General features: G+C 38.2%; 18 protein-coding genes and 2 pseudogenes. 4 read left to right on the forward strand and 16 right to left on the reverse strand.

Features of this window, described 5'->3' with window-relative positions; all coding sequences use genetic code 11:
* Window positions 1-8: 8 nt before the first annotated feature.
* The 6 genes and pseudogenes from V7024_RS04270 to V7024_RS04295 form a co-directional block, all read right to left on the reverse strand.
* Complete coding sequence (locus V7024_RS04270; protein ID WP_335516125.1) at window positions 9-620, reverse strand: hypothetical protein; 612 nt, start codon at window positions 618-620, stop codon at window positions 9-11.
* Window positions 617-1372, reverse strand: a pseudogene (locus tag V7024_RS04275) (MerR family transcriptional regulator). The gene V7024_RS04270 and the pseudogene V7024_RS04275 overlap by 4 nt, the downstream one beginning before the upstream one ends.
* A 120-nt stretch (window positions 1373-1492) precedes the next feature.
* Window positions 1493-1717, reverse strand: coding sequence for a hypothetical protein (locus tag V7024_RS04280; RefSeq protein WP_335516129.1), 225 nt, complete (start codon window positions 1715-1717; stop codon window positions 1493-1495).
* Between the two features lie 145 nt (window positions 1718-1862).
* The gene (locus V7024_RS04285; protein WP_335516130.1) at window positions 1863-2252 is read right to left on the reverse strand and encodes a hypothetical protein; all 390 of its coding nucleotides are present in this window, start codon (window positions 2250-2252) and stop codon (window positions 1863-1865) included.
* Window positions 2253-2263: 11 nt separating this feature from the next.
* Window positions 2264-2461, reverse strand: a complete 198-nt coding sequence (locus V7024_RS04290) for a helix-turn-helix transcriptional regulator (RefSeq protein WP_306199467.1) — start codon at window positions 2459-2461, stop codon at window positions 2264-2266.
* A 115-nt stretch (window positions 2462-2576) separates the two neighbouring features.
* Window positions 2577-3590, reverse strand: a complete 1014-nt coding sequence (locus tag V7024_RS04295; RefSeq protein ID WP_438824436.1) for a YeiH family protein — start codon at window positions 3588-3590, stop codon at window positions 2577-2579.
* A 454-nt stretch (window positions 3591-4044) separates the two neighbouring features.
* On the opposite strand from V7024_RS04295, the gene V7024_RS04300 reads away from it, so the two are divergent.
* The 4 genes from V7024_RS04300 to abc-f all read left to right on the forward strand — a co-directional run bounded on the left by V7024_RS04300 (window position 4045) and on the right by abc-f (window position 7766).
* The gene (locus tag V7024_RS04300; protein ID WP_335516403.1) at window positions 4045-4938 is read left to right on the forward strand and encodes a LysR family transcriptional regulator; all 894 of its coding nucleotides are present in this window, start codon (window positions 4045-4047) and stop codon (window positions 4936-4938) included.
* Window positions 4939-4988: 50 nt separating this feature from the next.
* The gene (locus tag V7024_RS04305; RefSeq protein WP_335516140.1) at window positions 4989-5348 is read left to right on the forward strand and encodes a MerR family transcriptional regulator; all 360 of its coding nucleotides are present in this window, start codon (window positions 4989-4991) and stop codon (window positions 5346-5348) included.
* A 6-nt stretch (window positions 5349-5354) separates the two neighbouring features.
* On the forward strand, window positions 5355-5891 hold the full coding sequence (locus V7024_RS04310; protein WP_335516141.1) for a flavodoxin family protein: 537 nt from the start codon (window positions 5355-5357) through the stop codon (window positions 5889-5891).
* 279 nt (window positions 5892-6170) lie between these two features.
* On the forward strand, window positions 6171-7766 hold the full coding sequence (gene abc-f, locus V7024_RS04315; protein WP_335516145.1) for a ribosomal protection-like ABC-F family protein: 1596 nt from the start codon (window positions 6171-6173) through the stop codon (window positions 7764-7766).
* A 264-nt stretch (window positions 7767-8030) separates the two neighbouring features.
* Here the strand turns inward: abc-f and V7024_RS04320 are convergent, their stop codons facing one another.
* The 10 genes and pseudogenes from V7024_RS04320 to cccB all read right to left on the reverse strand — a co-directional run bounded on the left by V7024_RS04320 (window position 8031) and on the right by cccB (window position 16135).
* Window positions 8031-8738, reverse strand: coding sequence for a nitroreductase family protein (locus V7024_RS04320; RefSeq protein WP_335516147.1), 708 nt, complete (start codon window positions 8736-8738; stop codon window positions 8031-8033).
* A gap of 81 nt (window positions 8739-8819) precedes the next feature.
* Window positions 8820-9236, reverse strand: coding sequence for an RrF2 family transcriptional regulator (locus V7024_RS04325; RefSeq protein ID WP_335516150.1), 417 nt, complete (start codon window positions 9234-9236; stop codon window positions 8820-8822).
* 111 nt (window positions 9237-9347) lie between these two features.
* Complete coding sequence (locus V7024_RS04330; RefSeq protein WP_035430504.1) at window positions 9348-9662, reverse strand: heavy metal-binding domain-containing protein; 315 nt, start codon at window positions 9660-9662, stop codon at window positions 9348-9350.
* A 115-nt stretch (window positions 9663-9777) separates the two neighbouring features.
* Window positions 9778-10110 (reverse strand): DUF1904 family protein, encoded by a 333-nt coding sequence (locus V7024_RS04335; protein WP_335516407.1) that lies wholly within the window; start codon window positions 10108-10110, stop codon window positions 9778-9780.
* A 141-nt stretch (window positions 10111-10251) separates the two neighbouring features.
* Window positions 10252-10344: pseudogene (locus V7024_RS04340) on the reverse strand (helix-turn-helix transcriptional regulator); the annotation flags it as partial.
* 123 nt (window positions 10345-10467) lie between these two features.
* Window positions 10468-11670: a PDZ domain-containing protein gene (locus tag V7024_RS04345; protein WP_335516154.1), complete on the reverse strand. Its 1203-nt coding sequence runs from the start codon at window positions 11668-11670 to the stop codon at window positions 10468-10470.
* Between the two features lie 577 nt (window positions 11671-12247).
* The gene (locus tag V7024_RS04350; RefSeq protein WP_335516157.1) at window positions 12248-13678 is read right to left on the reverse strand and encodes a S41 family peptidase; all 1431 of its coding nucleotides are present in this window, start codon (window positions 13676-13678) and stop codon (window positions 12248-12250) included.
* A gap of 122 nt (window positions 13679-13800) precedes the next feature.
* Window positions 13801-14694: a permease-like cell division protein FtsX gene (gene ftsX, locus V7024_RS04355; protein ID WP_335516160.1), complete on the reverse strand. Its 894-nt coding sequence runs from the start codon at window positions 14692-14694 to the stop codon at window positions 13801-13803.
* Window positions 14684-15370, reverse strand: coding sequence for a cell division ATP-binding protein FtsE (ftsE, locus tag V7024_RS04360; protein ID WP_335516162.1), 687 nt, complete (start codon window positions 15368-15370; stop codon window positions 14684-14686). Before ftsE ends, ftsX begins: the two co-directional genes overlap by 11 nt.
* Before the next feature lie 435 nt (window positions 15371-15805).
* Window positions 15806-16135 (reverse strand): cytochrome c551, encoded by a 330-nt coding sequence (cccB, locus tag V7024_RS04365; RefSeq protein ID WP_335516165.1) that lies wholly within the window; start codon window positions 16133-16135, stop codon window positions 15806-15808.
* Between the last annotated feature and the right edge of the window lie 536 nt (window positions 16136-16671).

Consider the following 16671-nt stretch of genomic DNA (forward strand, 5'->3'; position numbering starts at 1 on the left):
GTGTTGTCCTAACGAGACAACACCTCTTTTTTCTTTTTCGGAAAAAAAACGTAAGAGAGTGTAATCAGCGTATCTACACCGAAAACGATTCTCCACACTTTACTGACGCGATTCGCGGTTTCATTTAAAAATATATCGGCATCCCAGCTTGAAATGTTTTCAAGTGGCACCAATCCATATAGAAAGAAAAATACAATGTGCACACCTGCAAATACAAGAAAATGAATACCCCACTGTAACAACTCCTGCTTCGTATATGCCCAGCCTGTTAATTCTACTGGTTCTTCTATCATTGGAAGTGCTTCTCCCCGCCACTTTGCAATCGTTCGCTGCACACGTAGATCCAGCTTCCTTAAATCTTTCTTTCCATAAAAAACAGCGTACAACAAAATAATTACGATAATAATTTGAAATTGAGAAAACTTCCCGGTTTCATAATAATCAACGACACCTAATGTTAAAATAAATAATTCATTTAACAATAATACAATCCCTGCAATGAAACTTGCTTTACGTAGCTGAAAAGCATACCGTAACAGAAAGAAACTAATCGCTGAACTCCAAAACACAATTTCGGCGCCAATTAAAAATACCCAGCGATACTCGGTTAATATATTCATACTTTCTCCTCTCCCTCTATATACAATTCAAAAGCCGCATCCATATACTGCAAAAGCTCTTCCTCAATTGGATACATATTCATCCTTTGCGACTGCTCTTTTGACTTACGTACTTCCCACAATTTATCTAAAAACGATTCATCACCGTTTGCCATCTCCCGGCATTTCTCTAAAATGATTCCAGTAATCCCTTGTACTTCTGCATCACTTGGTGCTCTCTTCTTCTGCATGAACTGACGCATTCGCTTTAATAAAAGAATCCACTCTTGTACTTCTTCATTTTGCTCACTCATGTTTGGTAAATTTTTTAGCAGATGTTCTTCTTCCTCTGAAAATACTTGTTGCTAAAATAGCTGCCGCATTCGCGGGGACTGCTGTGAAAGCTGCATAAGCTCAAACATAATATCCCAATTTAGCTCGCCTTCTAACTCAGTAGAATACAAAACAGCTTGCAACATTTTCTCCATACGTGAAAACTTCTTCTGCTCTTCTCGTACGAACAGCAATTGCTTTTGCAAAACTTCCTTGAAATTTACACGCTCTGTTTCTAACATATTCGTAATCTCTTTTAGCGCGAACCCCATTTCTTTCAAAAACAAAATCTGCTGCAATTTCAATAAATCATGCTCACTATATAACCGGTGTCCCCCTTCCGTCTTTCCGCTTGGCTCTAATAAACCAATCTGATCATAATACCGAAGTGTCCTTACTGTAACACTTGTTTCCTTTGTTAATTGTTGAATAGAAATCATTTCTATCACCCTCTCATTTTTATTATAAAAGGTGACGTAACGTTAGTTTCAAGAGGATTTATAAAAATAAAGAGCTGTTTACATCTCAAGTCCTGTAAACAGCTCTTATAGAAAAAATTCTTATTCATCATCTTCAAGGTTTTTCAGCTTTCGCTTCTCCCAGGCACAAATCGCGAAAAAGATTGCACTACCAGTCGCCATAATCGGAAACGCCCAGCCTGTTTTCCCTTTCGTTATCATGTCATAAAATGCCCAAATTAACAGGGATGTACTATAAAACATACAGGTGTACCTGGAGGCTTTTCCTGTTATGTGCCATTCGTATTCATCGACTCGTCTTTTCATGAATCATTTCTCCTTCAAAGTCATTATTCATTCTCTTAGAAGTTATTAAATTAATTGCATACATCACACATCTTAATTTTTCAACATATAAATCGCTGCTGTGCAGAATACTTGCATTCTTACTACGCTCTATCTCTACTCCACTTTACGCTCGTTTTCCAAATGCTGTTGCAACAATAAAACTACCAACCATCAAAGCGCAGCAGATAAGAAACATTTCTTGTAGTGGTAACGTTTCTCTGCCGACCACTTTACTTATGCCAATGTAGAAAATGAGAATAATGAATGACATCATAAAAGAAATATTTAAGTATCTCTTTATATTGTCTTGTACCCGTTCATCAATCTCAGGGATTCCTTCACGTTCAAACTTTTTCTTTTTGTAATAAGCGTATAAAATCACAAATACAATCCCCAACACATTACTCAGTAATACAGGTATCTTCGGTATAGAAGAATCCATCATAAATAATAGAATATCCCCTATAGCCAACCCAAAAAAAGTCCCTATGTACAGTGATTTATAACTTCCCATCACAATCCCCCCTATTCCAACGTAAAAATCTCCTCCACACTCATCTTAAAATACTTCGCAATCTTAAGTGACAACTCCAAACTCGGATTGTAATGATGATTTTCAATCGCAACAATCGTTTGACGCGTCACTTGCATTGCTTTTGCCATCTCAACTTGCGTAATATGATTTTGCTTTCTTAATTCTTTAATTTTGTTTTGTACACCCATGGAATCCACCTTCAAAAAGTAAAGATATCTTTACTTTTATTATAAATATTTCCCATAACAAGTAAAGATATCTTTACAAAATTCCCAATAAAAAAGGACTTGCCCAGCAAGCCCTCTACACAAAATGCAACACATACACAAGCGTATATCCAAGAACAGAAAGTAATACCGATCCAATTAACCCTGCAACAAATGCTTTCGTTCCGAGCTTACGAAATGTCTTAAATTCTACATTTAAGCCAAGCCCCGCCATTGCCATCGCCATAAGCATGTAAGAAATAACAACAATATCGCTTGCGATTTTTTCAGGAACAATTCCTAATGAATGAAACGCACTCACTGCTAAGAAACCAAAAATAAACCACGGAATCGGAATATCACGCCAAGATTTTTTTTGCCCCGTTTCTTCTCCGCGCTGAAACCATATACCAATTAAAATTGCCACAGGGACAAGAAAGGTAACGCGCGTTAACTTCATAATTACCGCAATATCAACCGATTGACTTCCACCAGGTGCTGCCGCTGCAATAACATGGGCAATTTCATGCAATGTTGCCCCGGAAAAAACACCATATCCATACGGAGACAAATGAAGTACAGGATACAGTAGTGTATATGCTAATGTGAAGATTGTTCCTAAAATCGCAACGATCGCTGCGCTCACCGCAACCTCTTCATCCTTCGCTTTTACTTGCGGTCCAATTGCCACAACAGCTGCTGCCCCGCAAATCGCTGTTCCGCATGCGGTTAAAATGCCAAGCTTCTTCTCCACTTTACAAAAACGTGTTAATGCATATACGACAGTAAGCGTAAATGTAATAACAATTGCAGCCATGACCAATACCTTCGGTCCCGCCTTCGCAATATCAACTAAATTTAATCGCATACCGAGTAATATAATCCCTAGGCGCAATAGTTTTTTACTCGCAAAATTCGTTCCGGAAATTGCTTGATTTGGTACACCAACTGCTGCTCTCCAGATCATTCCAATTAGAATAGCAATGACCAATTGGCCCATAATACTTAAAAACGGAAGCTGCGCCAAATATTTTGCCACAATCGCAATCAGTAACGTAATCCCAATACCTTGCGCAAATCCGAAACGCTTCTCCTTTTCTAACGCTATCATTTGATTCACCTTTTACCACTCCAATACCTATCTTGTAACATACATGTTCGTTCTACCTTCATTATAAAAGCATTTTAATCATAAGTTTAATACCAATATGCTATTTCAATCATCAAGGAAACTTATGATAAAATGTAGCTACTCAGTCACTCTATGAAAAAAAGGCAGAAAAGCATTATTTTAAATGGCCAGGGAGGGACTGGCTATGTATAGGAGCGGTCAGGGCCTTTTCCTGCCACGCGCAAAGTTTTAAAACAAAGAAAGGCAGCAAGGTGTAGGTTCATTTTTCCCCCGCATTAACGAGCAGTAATCTATATGCTGAAAAATGAACATAACTTTCTATAGGTAATAAGAGGCGTATTTTCACTGGAATCATACCCCTTACCAAATTTCTAAATAAAATGTATGGCTGAGTAGTTACGCTAAAATTTTAAAAACGAAAGGAATGAGTCTCATAAACACGGACATTTTAAAAATTTTTGTAACAGTCGTAGAACAAAAGCATTTTTCAAGAGCTGCCGAAATGTTGAACCTTTCTCAGCCAGGTGTAAGTATGCACATTCGCAATTTAGAAAATGAATTCGGCACAACGCTCATTCAGCGCTCACCGAAACATGTCCAAGTCACAGAGGCGGGAAACATTTTATACATACATGCAAAACAAATGCTTACACTGTATGAAGAAGCAAAACAAGAAATTAATGAACTTCATAATATCGTTACAGGGACACTGCGCATCGGCGCTAGTTTTACAATCGGAGAATACCTTCTTCCGAAAATATTAGCAAACTACGCAAAGGAACATCCGCATGTTGAAGTTCACACCTTTATCTCAAATACAGAAGAGGTATTACAAAGGGTTCGCTCGAATCAACTTGACATTGGCTTAGTAGAAGGGCAAGTCATCTACACAGATGTAGACGTAGAATCATTTATGGAGGATGAAATGAAGCTCGTCGTTCCGCCAAATCATCCTCTGACACTGACAAGCCCGATTCAAACAAACATGTTGCAAGACCAAGTATGGGTGCTCCGTGAAACCGGTTCAGGAACGAGAGCTTACAGCGACCGCTTTATTCACGACCACCATTTAAAAATGAAACGTTACTTCACATTTAGCAGCATTCAAAGTGTAAAAGAAGCCGTTGCTGCTGGACTCGGAATTGCCATTTTATCAGACTGGACGGTACGTAAAGAATTGCAAGCTGGTGAAGTATGTCACATACCTGTGCCAAACGAAAAACTCATGCGTCCGTTCTCCATTGTACGAGGAAAATATTTTATTCCTTCTAAAGCGATTCAAGTATTTTTAGATCATGTGCAAAACTTCGCGAATCAACAGCATTGACCTTTACACTAATGTGAAGGTTTACAATAAAGAAAGAAGGAGTGATAGTTTTGCGCATCGGAGAATTATCGAAACGTACAGGCGTAAGCGAACGGTCACTACGGCATTACGAGGAAAAAGGCTTACTAGCTTCAAAACGACTCGCAAATGGCTATCGTGATTTTGATGAAACAACGATTGAACAAGTAAAGCTTATTCAAATGTATTTACAGCTCGGTTTAAACTTAGAAGAAACAGCCAGAATGCTGCGCTGTTTAGAAATAGAACCGTACTTATACGATAACCCATGCAGCAGTATCATCACACTTTACGAGGATAAGCTTGCGGAAGTACAAAAGCAGATTTCGTTACTTTCTCATATCGAAGCGAATTTACAAAAACACATTAAGTTGTTAAAAGAAAGGAATTGATATACGATGTTCGTTTTACATGGCAGTTCACGTTCAAATGGGAATACAGAACAATTAACGCATATGCTATTAGAAGGCGTCCAAACTGAAGAAGTATATTTACGCAATCATACCATCAAGCCCATTACAGACCAGCGCCACGATGCCGAGGGCTTTCAACCAATTGATGATGATTACGAAGGCATCGTCAAACGAATGCTTGAGCATGATACTATTGTCTTCGCAACGCCGCTTTATTGGTACGGCATGAGTGGATATATGAAAAACTTTGTCGATCGCTGGTCGCAAAGCTTGCGGGATACATCTCTACATTTTAAAGACCGTATGAAAGGTAAGAAAATGTATGTTGTCATTGTCGGCGGCGACAATCCAAAGTTAAAAGCACTTCCGCTCATTGCACAGTTTCAATACATTTTTGACTTTGTCGGTGCTTATTTTGAAGGTTATATTATTGGATATGCCAATGCACCAGAAGAGATTATGAATGACACGGAAGCGCTGGAAAAAGCTAAACTATACAATCAAATTTTCAAGGTAAATTAACAGAATGATTTGACAAATGCACATCAACATGCATACAATAAATATGAAATTATGAAAGGAAGGTACATCGGCCAATGAAGTTCTAATTCTCTTTTTTATTCATCCATCACAAATAGTGAAACAAAATGATGAAAACTAGAAGAGGATTAGTCTGCCCTTTTGTCGATAACTTTCTTTTGACAGGAACATGTAAAATACGTGTACAGTTTTTTTGTGCATCTCTTTTTACATACTACGGGTGAAATCTATCCTCTCTAGTGAAACTAGGGAGGTTTTTTTATGACCATTTTAACAGCACGAAACATTGAAAAAAGCTTTGGTGACCGCACTTTATTTACATTACAAGCACTTGATATCCACGCCCATGATCGCATTGGAATTGTCGGTGTAAACGGCGCCGGGAAATCAACGCTATTACAAATATTAAGTAAGGAAATAGAACCTGATGGCGGAACGATTACTCATTACGGTTCGATTGCCATCATTCCACAGTTCCATGAGGAAACATTGGAAACAGCCTCGTCTCTTGCAAAAGGACAATGGGGTATTTCTCACGTCACAACGAACATGAGCGGCGGCGAACGCGGACGTTTAAAAATTGCTCACGCTCTTGAACAAGAAGCAGCTATCTTATTTGCTGATGAACCAACAAGTCATCTTGATATGCATGGCACAGAACAACTAGAGCAGGCACTACAATCTTATAAAGGAGCGATTATTTTAATTTCTCATGACCGCGCCTTATTAGACGCCATTTGTACAAAGATGATCGAAATTGAAGATGGTACCGTTCGTGAATATAAAGGAAATTACACAAGCTACCGGGAGCAAAAACAGCAGCAAAGGCAGCATCAGCAATCAGAATACGAAAAGTATACGAAAGAAAAACAGCGCTTAGAAACAGCAATCGCTAGCAGACAACAGCGGGCTTCCGGTATGACAAAAATCCGATCAAGCTTTAGTTCTTCTGAATCTAGACTATACAAATCGGGAGCAGCTTATAGCCAAGGCAATGTCCAAAAAACCGCCAAAGCACTAGAAACAAGATTAGAGAAATTAGAAAAGAAAGAAAAACCAAAAGAAATTGCGTATACAAAGTTTGATGTACAATACCATGCACCCATTCATAGTAAAACGGCTGTGCAATTTAATAAGGTTACGAAAAAAATCGGGAGCCGCACCCTTTTTAACAATATAAATGGGAGTATAACGCCAGGTGCAAATCTTGCTATTCTCGGAAAAAATGGAAGCGGAAAAACAACGCTATTTCATATGATTCAAACAAAGGAACGAGGAATTCAGCTTTCAAAAAGCTGTAAAATTGGTTACTTTGAACAAACATTAGCTATTTTGCAAAACGACAAAACCGTTTTACAAAACGTGATGGAAGAAACGCGTTATGACGAAGCGTTCGTACGAACAATTCTCGCCCGCTTACTGTTTCGAAGAGAAGATGTTTATAAACGAGTAAACGTCTTAAGCGGCGGCGAACGTGTAAAGGTCGCACTAGCAAAAATCTTCTTAGGAGACTACAATATGCTTCTTCTTGATGAGCCGACAAACTATTTAGACCTCGCCACTCAAGAAGAACTAGAGCACATGCTAAAAGATTATCCTGGGACTGTGTTATTCATTAGTCACGACCGCACATTTGTTCATAAAATTGCCGACCACATTTTACACCTAGATGAAGACGAACCGCGGATCTTTCAAGGCAATTACGAGCAGTATACGAAACGAACTGAACAATCTTCTATTAATCCAGCAGAGCAAGAACTACTGCGTCTGCAAACAAAATTAACCGAAGTAATCGGACGCATTTCGATGCCAGGACGTCATGATGATGTTAACGCTCTTGAAAACGAATATGAGTAATTGCTGTGTCAAATTCAAGAATGTAAAAAATCTGTCCTCTAATATATCGGCGCTTCGACACAATATAAAGTGAAACTTCCATCAGTGACGTTTTTCTCACTGATGGTTAGTTGAACCAATCGGGCTTTTACGGGCAGTTTTCTTCCCCGTGCTTCCCCAGCCTTTACTGCCCGTTAATGCGGGATAAAGACCCTTCGACAACATTAGACATGCCAAGCACACTAAAGGAGGCTGACCCAGGTCAGCCTCCCTTTTTTCTTCCGATTAAAATTTATTCCAAGTTAAGACATCATCAAGCGGAAGACGAACTTTTTCAAATCCAGCCTGCACTGCTTTCCCTACACAAATTAACATAACAGGTTCAAGATTTTCTGGAACATGAAAAGCTTCTACAAATTTCTGCGGATGGAAACCGCCAATCGGTACAGTATCAAAACCTTTTGCTTTTGCCGCCAACATAAGCTGCATCGCTACTAAACCACCATCAATCATCGCCACGCGAGTAGCTTGTTCGTTAGAGAATTCCCCATAGTTTTCAATAATTGAATTGACATAGAAATTCTTCGTTTCTTCTGTCATTCTGCCTTTTTTTACTACTTCTCCGTAAATTTTCTCAGCATTTTTATAGGCCTGTTTATCTCCTAAAACAGCAATAACAATAGAAGCATCGACAATTTGTTTTTGGTTGTTTGCGATTGGTAATAATTCTTCTTTCGCTGCTTCATCTTGCACAACAAGAAATCTCCATGATTGTAAGTTTGACGATGACGGAGCTAATGTTGCTACCTCTAAAATTTCACGAATATCATTTTCATCCATTTTAAAGTGAGGATCGTAATGACGTATAGATTGGCGCTCTTTAGCGATAGTAAAGAAATCTGTGTCCGTAATTTCTTTTGGAGCTTCCGTATGAGTATTAAGCTCATGGATTTTATTTAAATACTCTTCTGCTGCAGATTTTTTTGCTGACATTATTTTTCTCCCCTTAACTGTTCCTTTGTCAAGAACAGTTAATGTTAAAAAAATAAAACGAAAACTACAGTTCCGTTTTATTCATTCTTTCGGAAGTAAATCAGCTAGCTTTTTCTTTGCCAGCCCATCGACAAGCCATCTTTCCATTTCATCTCTTAATTCATATAACGCTGAACATGTAGAAGGAGAAAAACACTCTTTCCCATCTACATCAAGGAATCCTTTTGAATACGGGTCTGCTCTTATCGCATCATAAACTTCTACTAATGTAATTTCATTTGCAGATCTAGCTAAATAATAACCGCCATCTCGTCCTTCTTTCGCTGCAATCGGTTCTGCTTTAACTAAATGAGTAAGGATTTTTCTTAAAAAGAGTGGCTTTGTTCCTAACTTTTCAGCCATAATTGCACTAGGACAAATACCATCATAATCCGCTAGTACCAATAATGATTGCACAGCAAGTCCGAACCATTTCGTACTTGAAACCTTCTCTTTCATTCGTTTTCACCTCTCTATTAGTCTAAACGATTTCGCTGAAAAGACAACTTAAAGTCCATACGAAAAGAACCCCTTCTCTTAGTTGAGAAAGGGTTCACAAAAATCATTCTCTTATCGAACTTTAACTGCAGTTCCGCTTACAGCCACCATTAACATGCCTTCACGAACTACTTCATAATCAACATCAATGCCAACAATTGCGTTTGCACCTTTTTGCGCTGCAAGACTTTTCATTTCTTCCATCGCAATATCACGTGCTTCTTTTAACTTACTTTCATAAGCACCAGAACGTCCGCCGACAATGTCACGAACAGAAGCAAATAAATCACGAACGATGTTAGCACCCATAATTGCTTCACCGTTTACAATATCAATATACTCTTCAATTTCTTTTCCTTGAATAACAGAAGTTGTTGTAACGATCATACCCTATCTCCTCCTATGCATAGAAACTTGTAGTCCCATCTGTATGGTACCCTATTTCATGAAATCACATCGCACAAACAATTTTTTCAGTATCTACACCCTAATCTAACTAACTTCAATTTGCACAATGTTTTCCATTAATATAATACGCTGATTCTGTGAAAACAGTAAACACAACCTCTACTTCAGGAAGTCCAAAATCCATTAAATATGTAGTAATAGCCTTAGCAAATCGATCGCGAATTTCCTGCCCACGCTCGAACCATTTTACTTCAATAAGAGGAAATGCCTCTACTTCTTCTCCGTTGAATACAGATGTAGAACTTGGTAGTTCCAACGTAAAATTATCCGTACCACACTCACAAATCACTGCGAGCTCTTCTACTAATGGCTTGCTTATGCTCTTTAATTGTTCAGTCGTAATTCCACGAAACACAACATGCGGCATGTAAATCCCTCCGATAGATAGCTTATATTTGTTCACATCATAGCATAATTCATTTTGTTGTACTACAACGTGTAAAGACATTTCAATGACATTTTCAAGAAACATAATATATTATATTTTTATTCTTTAATACAACTTCTTTAAATTGATTGTTTGTCTAGCAACATTGACTTTTTTAGCTAACTCCAACTGGGAAAACCCTTCTTGCTTTCGATACTTTCGAACATTATTCAAATACAAGACTCCTTTGTATTTTTTTGTCAATTATATATGACATAATAAAACTTACAAAAAAATAAGCACACAAAAACGCATCTAACTTTAGATGCGTTTTTATATGCTATTCTTTTAACAACATCAACCAACTTCCGTATCCCACTGACGTTCTTGTTCTACAAAAACAATCCCAAGTTCGTGATGCTCTCCTTCATAAATTGCATGTTGCACAAGGCGAAGCTCGCCGTTCGTATCAACAACTTCCATTTTACAAAAAGCACCTGTTGATCTTGCTTGCAGTGCATTGTAGAACCCATCCACAGTTGTTGGAACGATCCCGTTCACTTTCACGATGATTTCCCCTGGTTTCAAATCTAGTTCCTCTCCGGCTGTACCTGGAATTGTACCTAGTACAACTAGACCATTATCACGAGAAGAAAAGTATGCAGGTCGCCGTTCATCTTCCAAACGCTCTCGCACAGCAATTGTCAGTCGTCCAAGCATTGCTGCTCCCATAGCGACAATTGCTAATGTATGCCACCAATAACTCGCTATTCCTAATAAAAGGACAACTGCAGCTAGTCCAAATACGCGGCGTCCTGTAAATAACAATGCTCCTTTTGGCTCAAAGCTTTTAACTGTTCTCGTAAATCCAACTAAGAACGGGATTAAGAATAAAGAAAACTTTTGCGATCCAACAGAGACTACCGGCCACCAAGATACAAACTGCGTTAAAGCATCACCTGGTATAAGAACGAATAACGGCACTAACCATAATCTATTTGATTCATGGAGTCCAATATTTAAACCGCGTTTTCCTTTTCGTAATTTCGGAGTTGAGTAGTTTGCAGCATTTTTAGAAATAAGTAAACCTTCTACAACTAACATAAGCCCAAGTAAAATCGCTAATGATACAACGCTGTTCTCTTCTCCTTCTTGAAGTTGTAAGAAAGAGAATGGGATTTTTGAAGATAATACCGTTGCTGCAATGGCAATTCCTAACGTATATGCAGGTGATAAGTATCTATACTGAGCAATCATAGCAAACGATACCGTCCAAATCGCCATTATAATCACACTTGCTTGTGATACGATTAGTCCTGTTCCAACTGTAATCAAAGATAAAATGAGTCCTAAACCAATTCCTGCAAATATAGATGTACGTAGTTCATACCAAACATCATACACCTTAAAAGAAAAATCTTTCCGTTCTCGTAATACTCGTAAATATCCAACAAAAAAACTACTTATAAAGAAAACATACAAAGCAGGATGCGTTAAAAAACGCACGATTGCCTTCAAAATTTCTGATAACCAAGTCTCCACGAAACGATTCACCACCATTTTTAAGATATTTCATTTCTTCCCGTACATATTGCTTTATATAAGATTTACTCCGTTTCATTTTATCTTATCACAATTAATCAAACGTTTGTTTAACACATGAAAAATATACAGAACATTGTACTTATCGCGTCGAAAACATATATAAATACAAATATAAAAACCCTTTTCTTTTTAGGGAAGGGCGAGAGCGTCTGGCCGCACATAGGAGCGGTCAGGGCCTTTTCCTGCCACATGCCAGGTTTTAAACAAAAGGAGCAGGCCAGTAGCTGACATGTTGTATTCTGCATAGCAACGACTTATCTGTTAAAAAGCCAAAATGGATTTATACAGGTTCATCACCGTAACATGGAGTTGAATTTTTGAAAATAAATCATTTTTAGTACACGGAATGGAGAGTGGCGACTCCTGCGGGAATAGCGAGGAAAGTGAGACCCCGCAGGCTTGCCGAGGAGGCTCGCTCTCGCCTGCGGAAAGCGTCCACTCGGAGTGGAGTGTACATCTTATATGTCACCCCCGTCTTTTGGTGATGGACCTGTATATAGAAAAGATGCCGGGGAACCCCCGGCATCTTTTCTTATTTCGCCATTAATTTCAGTGCTGCTTGAAGCTGCATATCGTTTTCACCAGAACGGATTTTTTCAACAATTTTATTTTGGATTGTCTCTGCGGTCTTTTTATCAAGTTTACCCGTTGCATCCATACTGTTTGTATTTTGGAATGCTTTCACAGCTGCTTCTGTTTCTTTACTAAAATAGCCATCTTCACGACCTGGCTCATATCCAAGACTCTTTAACATCTCTTGTGCATGCTTCACTTGCTCATCGTTATCATTGTAAGACAACGTTTTTTCAATTTGAATTGGCGTTGCATAGTAGTAATCAGGCTGCTTCACTTCAACCGTTGGCTCAATTCCTTTTTTATGAATCCAATTGCCTTCTGGTGTTAGCCATTTAAACATTGTCAGTTTAATATTACTGCCATCTGTAAACGGTACAGCTTGCTGAACAGTACCTTTTCCAAATGTTTTCTCACCAATAAGAGGATAGCCTTCTCCTTCTTTTAACGCTCCTGCTAAAATTTCAGAAGCAGAGGCACTACCTTTATCAACTAATACAGAGATTGGATACGGTTTTCTTTCTTTTAACGATGTATAGAACTTTTGCTTCTCGCCATTTCGCTGTTCGACTTGAAGCATTGGTTTTCTATCTGTCATAATTTCTTTTAAAATGTCTTCAACACTTGTTAAATAGCCGCCTGGATTTCCGCGCACATCAATAACAAGCCCTTGTATATTTTTCTTTTCAAGCTCTTTCAACTGATCTTTAAATTCTTTCGCTGTTTTTTCAGAGAATGATGTAATTTGTATATATCCAATATCCTTTCCATTCTCTTTCTTCACAGAACTAAATACAGTGAAAATCGGGATTTTATCACGCTTAATTTTAAATGTTAACGGATCAGTAACTCCTGAACGCTTCACTTCAAGCGTAACTGTTGTCCCTTTTTTTCCGCGAATTTTCATAACTGCTTCCTCGCGGGATAAGTCTTTCACACCATTCCCATCAACTGTTAAAATTTGATCGTTCGGTTTCAGACCTGCCTTTTCTGCTGGAGAATCTTTAATCGGTGACACAATGATTAATTTCTCATCCGTTTTATTTACTTCAGCACCAATTCCTTCTAGCTCTGGATCAAGCGATTGCTCAAATTGCGTCGCTGTTTTCTTATCCATGTATGTAGAGTATGGATCTTTCAGCGTTGCAAGCATCCCTTGAATAGCCCCTTCAACTAGCTTGTCATCCTTCACTTCCTCAACATAACGTGAATCAATTAATGCATACGCTTCACGAATTTTTTCCAAATCCTCTTGTTTTACATTGGCATTTTTCCCTGTAATAGATTGCGCCATATAAGGGCCGCCAAGCCAATATATACCCGCAAACATTCCGCCAGCGCCAATGAAAAACGCTACAACCATTCCTATAATCGCAACTCTACGTTTCAATGCGGAATTCCCCTTTCCGAACACACAATGGTGTATGAAAAGGCATCACACACTGTGCGATGCCTTTAACTATTTCTACTATATGATAAGCTTGTACGAAATATGTTTGCAACTTTTTACACTTATATTTTTAAGAAACGACGGACTGACATAACGCTTCCCCACATACCAATTAATGCACCAATTAGCATTAATAAGCCAGATAGCTCGAAAACGAACGGGCTGTATGGAAGCAATTCAAAAATTGTTCCTGCAAATTTCTCATTAAACATAGCTTGAATTGAATTATATGAAGTCATAATCATAATGATTGGAATGATTGAACCTAGTACACCTAGGAATAATCCTTCTAATAAGAATGGCCAACGAATAAACCAGTTTGTTGCCCCAACAAGTTTCATAATTTCAATTTCAGTGCTTCGTGCATAGATTGTAATTTTAATTGTATTAGAGATTAAGAACATCGCTGTGAATAACAGACCAGCAATTAAGATAATCCCGATATTACGGCCAGTTTTTACTGTTTCAAATAGTTTTTCTACTTCACCTTGTCCGTATTGTACCTTATTTACAAATTGCATTTTTGCAATTTTCTTTGCGATACTAGCTGTATCAGTTGGTTCTTTCGCTTTTACAACATATACGTCTTTTAACGGGTTATCTTGCTCAAATAGCTCAAATGTTTTCCCGCTATCGCCTAAACTTTTAATCAATTTTTTTAGCTCTGTGTCTTTAGAAGAATATTTAACAGAATCGACTTTCGAAATCTTGGAAATATCCTCTTTTAATTTTTTTTGATCCTCTTTCTTAGCTGCCGGATCAATGTGTACACGAATTTCTACATCTTGCTCTACTTTCGTCGCAACATGGTTCATATTCATAATCGCTGTTAAAAAGACACCTACAAGCAGTAATGTAACTGTTACTGCACTTACAGAGGCAAATGTCATCCATCCGTTACGGGATAAATTTTTGACACCTTCTCGTAAATGGCGACCAAGGGTTTTAATCTTCATATCCGTATCCTCCCTCAATCTCGTCTCGAACAATTTTTCCACCTTCAATTGCAATTACACGATGACGAATTGTATTTACAATATCCGCATTATGCGTCGCCATAATAATCGTTGTACCGCGTTCATTAATGCGCTTAAAAATATTCATAATATCCATCGCTGTATCCATATCAAGGTTACCTGTTGGTTCATCAGCAATTACAACTTTCGGACGATTCACGATTGCTCTTGCAATTGCAATACGTTGTTGTTCCCCACCAGAAAGCTCATTTGGCAATGCATCAGCACGATCTTCAAGACCTACAAGCTTTAATACTTCCGTAACACGCTCACGAATCACGCCTCGTTCTTCTTCGATAACTTCTAAAGCAAACGCAACATTCTCATATACAGTTGACTTCGGAAGCAACTTAAAATCTTGGAAAATTACGCCTAGCTGACGACGGAAATATGGTACGTCACGCTCTGCTAAAGATTCAATTACTAAACCATTTACATTAATAGATCCTGTAGTTGGTTTTTCTTCACGATACATCATTTTAATAAATGTAGATTTCCCGGCTCCACTCGGTCCTACTACATACACGAATTCACCTTGCTTAATTTTTACTGTGAGTCCATCAACGGCTTTCATGCCATTTGGATACTCCTTATAAACATTCGTCATTGTTATCATTATTTATCACCCAATACTAATGATTTTTTCGACACTTTTTATTCTTCGATGTTTAACTATAGTTGTTAAAATCTTCGGTCGTTTTCATGTTTTTCACTATTTCATCTTCTAAATATGTAAAACTTTTTCTGCAAAATTCTACAAAAAGGCACTACGCCCTACATTGTACCATTATTCGCTTTTAAATTCGGATACAAGTTTGTTACAGTTATGTTACACGGCACGAAATATACGACATAACCCAAACAAATAAGACCTCATGTTGTCACACAAAAAGGTCTTATTTGTTGATATTTCATGATGAGATTCTGAATAATTCAGCTCAGCTTTTCTTTCTGTCTAGCTCCTCCGGCTAGAATCTCCGGTCGTTTCGCTCTCTCGGTCGAGAGCTCCAACGCCCTGCGATTCTGAGCAAGCCGGCTCCGCTTTTCTTTTTCACTTCTTCTCAGCTAGCCATTCTGCTACTTTTTTCGCATCTTCGCCTTGGATTAGACCAGCTGGCATAGCGCCGCGGCCTTTCGTGATAATTTTTTCAATATCTTCTTTCCCGTACTTTCCGCCTACTTTTTGTAACGCTGGTCCAGATAATCCTTGTAAGTCATTACCGTGGCAACCTGCACAGCTTTTTTGGAATACTTTCTCAGCGCTATCAGCACTTGCTCCTTGACCAGAGCTTGAAGGTTTACTTTCTTCTTTTTTTCCACATGCTCCTACTGTAAGGGCTAACGATGCGCCTAATACAATCGTCAATAACTTCTTCTTCATCTATATCGCTCCCCACTATGAATTGATCTCTCAATAGCATTATAATGATTTCCCTGCAATTTCAAAACTTACCTGCACACCCAACATTATCCTAAATAATAGTCATCTCTTGCAGGCTCAAGGTTTATCAGCAATTGTTTCAATTTCGTGAACAAAATGATAGAGTGCAAAAACGAAAGGCTTTTTATATAAGCCCATTTTGATTTTGCAACATATACATCACCGCTATGCAGAATAAAGCATAGTCTGCACTCGCCTTCCTCCCTTTTAAAGGCCCTGACCGTTTCTATGCACGGCCAGATGCTCTCGCCTATCTAAAAAGAAAAGATTTTTATGTCGGTTTTTCAATTTGTATTTATATAGTATAAAGACTCCAAAATGCACTCTATTTTTTGTTCTATCACATACAGCATTTTATTATTTTCTACTTTTTACAAAGTAATATACGGCTTGTATGCTACAACTACACCCACCAAAAAGAGAAGTTGCGATGCAACTTCTCTCCTCTTTCTCTCCCTCTAGATAGAAGGTATGCT

The organism is Bacillus sp. JJ864, from assembly GCF_036963045.1.
Classification (GTDB): Bacteria; Bacillota; Bacilli; order Bacillales; family Bacillaceae_G; genus Bacillus_A; species Bacillus_A pseudomycoides_C.